Below are 3318 nucleotides of genomic sequence, written 5' to 3'. Positions count from 1 at the left end.
TGCAGGAAAGCGAATTTTATCGCGTAGGCGGGACCACGCCGATCCATGTGGATGTGCGCATTATTGCCGCCACTCACCAGGATCTGGAAAAGCTGGTGAAGGAAGGCGATTTCCGTGAGGATCTGTTCCATCGCCTTAACGTGATCCGCATCCATATTCCGCGCATGGCGGAGCGCCGGGAAGATATTCCCCGCCTGGCGAATTATTTTCTGCAGCGCGCCGGCAGTGAGCTGGGGGTGGAGCCGAAAGTTCTGCACAAGGACACGGAAAAATACCTTTCTGCGCAAACCTGGCCGGGCAATGTGCGGCAGCTGGAAAACACCTGTCGCTGGCTGACCGTGATGGCATCCGGCCGGGAAGTGCTGGTGGACGATTTGCCACCGGAGCTGAAAGAAACCGGCGCAGCGAAAGGTGCGGATGTGAGCGGCGACTGGCTCAAATCCCTGCGCAACTGGGCCGACCGGGCGCTGTCCCAGGGGGAGCGCAGTATCCTTGAGCAGGCGGTTCCGGGCTTTGAGCGCACCATGATCGAAGTGGCCCTGCAGCACACCGGCGGGCGCAAGCGTGACGCGGCGGCGCTGCTGGGCTGGGGGCGCAACACCCTGACACGCAAGATCAAGGAGCTGGATATGGAAAGTCAGCTTAATGGCGGCGATGAAGACTGAAAGCCTTTAGCCGTTCGCGTGCCCGGGTTTCGGATCAGCCATACAGGAGGCCGCGCCTATACGTTTATACGTTGGGCGTGGCCTCTTTCGTTTGGAGTGCAGGGCCGCAATAGTGGATGGCGTTATTCGGTCAGGCTGTCAATTTTCCACTCACCGTCCAGCAGCCAATGGCTGTCTATCTGGTAACTGTCGGCATCATCCGGGAGCACATTTTTTCCACCCCAGGCCAGTGCGGTAAATTGCACCCGGGCCTGTTCCTGTGTCACCGGGTCCAGATCAATCCGGATGCGTGTAAAAGTGATGTTGCGGTTCGGGTAGCGAAAAAACAGCCCCACCAGAGTGCGGTGAATCTCCTTGCGCTGCAGGGTTCTGCCGCGTCTTTCAACGGTCGCGTTATCGCTTAGGCGGCCCATGACTGTGCCCGTGTCGCCGTCCTCGATGGCGGTTTCGATCTCGGCAAGGGCATCCTTGATGGCCTGCTCCGGGGGCGTGTTGTCACAAGCGGCCAGGAGCCCTTGCAGCAAAATCAACAGCAGGTATGCTGAAATTCTTCTTCCTGTCAGAACCTGACTCATGGCGTTATTTCCTTTTCTCGAGCCGTATCGGCAATGCTACCTTCCGGTTGGGCAGGGGCATCAGTTATATGTGGAAGAGAGCGGTAATCCGCAGGGTATTCCTGTGGTGGTGCTGCACGGTGGCCCCGGTGGCGGTTGCTCTCCGGCGCTGCGACGTTTTTTCGATCCGCAACGGTTTCGGATTATTCTGTTTGATCAGCGCGGTGCCGGTCAAAGCCGGCCACTGGCGTCCATTGAGGATAATACCCTGAGCCATTTGCTGGCCGATCTCGAACAGATTCGACAGGCGCTACACGTCGAGCGCTGGATGGTATTTGGCGGTTCCTGGGGTGCCACCCTGGCGCTCGCTTATCTGGCCGCGTTCCCACAGCATATTACTGGCATGGTGCTGCGTGGCATTTTTTTATGCCGTCACCAGGATCTCGACTGGCTCTATACCGAAGCCGGGGCGGCCAGGATGTTCCCGCAGGCCTGGCAAGCCTTGCAGCAGCAGGCGCCACCGGGTAACGGCAGTTTGCTGGAGCGTTATTATCAGGGGTTGCAAGGCGAGCACGCTCGCCGTTATGCCCGGGCCTGGTGTAATTGGGAATCCACCCTGGCGCAGATGCCGACCCAGCCACCGGGCCCGGGCAGTGATGACGAGTTATGCATGGCTCGCCAGGAAACCCATTATTTTCTTGCTGAGGGCTTTGTGGAGCAACCGTTGCTTGAGGCCTGTGCCGGCAGTGCCGTGCCGGTGGAAATTGTGCATGGCAGCCGGGATTTTGTCTGCCCGCCGGAGCAGGCGCTGGCGTTGCATCAGGTGCTGCCAAACAGTGTGCTCAACTGGGTTGAGGGAGGAGGGCATTCTTCCATGGACCCGGGAGTGGCCCAGGCGCTGGTGAAGGCGGTAATGCGACTCGATAGAAGGGGTGAGCAATGAAAGTGTTGATGCAGCGGGTTAGCAAGGCCAGCGTTGATGTGGACGGAGTGACCGTGGGGGCTATCAATAAAGGCTTGGTGCTGCTTATCGGCATTGAAAAGCATGATGACGAAAAGCTGGTCAAGCGGATGGCGGAACGTATTGTCAGCTACAGAGTTTTTGCAGATGATCAGGGGAAGATGAATCAGGATGTGCGAGATGTGGCAGGGGGCTTGTTGGCGATTTCTCAATTTACTTTAGTTGCGGATACCCGGAAGGGGCGACGCCCGAGCTTTAGTAGTGCCGCGCAACCGGCTTTGGGGCGGCGATTGTACGATTGTTGTGTCGAACAATTGGGTGGTTATGGCGTTGCCGTGGCTACGGGGATCTTTGCTGCGGATATGCAGGTTTCTTTGGTTAATGATGGCCCGGTTACCTTTATGCTTGAGATGTGATTTATTCTGAATAAGCTTATTGCAAAGCGGTTCCCCTTGTTTATGATGAGTTTAGTTGCCTGCAAAGGTAACGGGGAGAGCGTTGCCGGCATTTTGCTGGCAGGCATCGTGGCCAGTGAAAGGCTGCATCCCCAGGGAAGATTCATAAAAACTTGGAGGAATTCAGGATGAAAAAGACACTTATCGCTGCCGCTCTGCTGGGCGCTTCAACATCTGCCATGGCTGTGGCGCCGGGTGGTCCGGGCTGTGGCTGGGGCAACATGCTGTTTGAAGGCAAATCCGGCATGCCGATGCATCTTCTGGCGACACTGGTTAACGGCACTACCGGTAACGCCACCTTCGGCATGACCACAGGGACTAACGGTTGTGATACCAGCGGCGCCCTGACCTACAGCGGCCAAAGCCTGCTGGGCATGACGGGTGTGATGGAAGAAGTGGCGCAGGACATGGCCACCGGCGACGGTGAAGCCCTGACTGCTCTGTCTGTTTCCATGGGTATTCAGACTGAAGACCGCGCTCGTTTCAACGCGCTGATGCACGAAAACTTCGCGACCATTTTCCCGAACCAGGACGTGACTGCCGCTGAAGTAATGGCAAGCATCACTGACGTGATGAAACAGGATCAGGCGCTGTCCAAGTACCTGGCCTAATCAGCACAAAAGATCCATCAGAGCCCCGCTTCTGGCGGGGTTTTGTTTTTAGGGCCCTCTTTTCTGACACTT

General features: G+C 57.3%; 5 protein-coding genes. 4 read left to right on the top strand and 1 reads right to left on the bottom strand.

What is annotated here, in order from left to right; genetic code table 11:
- Window positions 1-665: sigma 54-interacting transcriptional regulator (locus tag A3754_RS02770; protein ID WP_197468405.1), on the top strand; the 665-nt coding region annotated here is incomplete at its 5' end.
- 122 nt (window positions 666-787) lie between these two features.
- On the opposite strand, the gene A3754_RS02765 is transcribed toward A3754_RS02770, so the two are convergent.
- On the bottom strand, window positions 788-1240 hold the full coding sequence (locus A3754_RS02765; protein WP_063518794.1) for a hypothetical protein: 453 nt from the start codon (window positions 1238-1240) through the stop codon (window positions 788-790).
- Here A3754_RS02765 and pip point away from each other — a divergent pair.
- The 3 genes from pip (at window position 1239) to A3754_RS02750 (ending at window position 3246) form a co-directional block, all read left to right on the top strand.
- The gene (pip, locus tag A3754_RS02760) at window positions 1239-2162 is read left to right on the top strand and encodes a prolyl aminopeptidase (RefSeq protein WP_063518793.1); all 924 of its coding nucleotides are present in this window, start codon (window positions 1239-1241) and stop codon (window positions 2160-2162) included. The genes A3754_RS02765 and pip overlap by 2 nt on opposite strands.
- Window positions 2159-2596: a D-aminoacyl-tRNA deacylase gene (dtd, locus tag A3754_RS02755; protein WP_063518792.1), complete on the top strand. Its 438-nt coding sequence runs from the start codon at window positions 2159-2161 to the stop codon at window positions 2594-2596. Before pip ends, dtd begins: the two co-directional genes overlap by 4 nt.
- Window positions 2597-2763: 167 nt before the next feature.
- On the top strand, window positions 2764-3246 hold the full coding sequence (locus A3754_RS02750; protein ID WP_063518791.1) for a DUF3015 domain-containing protein: 483 nt from the start codon (window positions 2764-2766) through the stop codon (window positions 3244-3246).
- Window positions 3247-3318: the final 72 nt, after the last annotated feature.

Source organism: Alcanivorax sp. HI0083 (genome assembly GCF_001635175.1).
This window is presented reverse-complemented; position numbering and strand designations above follow the sequence as displayed.

What these genes read in the sequence shown, in the direction of transcription:
- pip (WP_063518793.1), top strand. Translation starts at nt 1,239, where the DNA reads ATGGCGTTATTTCCTTTTCTCGAGCCGTATCGGCAATGCTACCTTCCG.
- A3754_RS02765 (WP_063518794.1), bottom strand. Translation starts at nt 1,240, where the DNA reads ATGAGTCAGGTTCTGACAGGAAGAAGAATTTCAGCATACCTGCTGTTG.
- dtd (WP_063518792.1), top strand. Translation starts at nt 2,159, where the DNA reads ATGAAAGTGTTGATGCAGCGGGTTAGCAAGGCCAGCGTTGATGTGGAC.
- A3754_RS02750 (WP_063518791.1), top strand. Translation starts at nt 2,764, where the DNA reads ATGAAAAAGACACTTATCGCTGCCGCTCTGCTGGGCGCTTCAACATCT.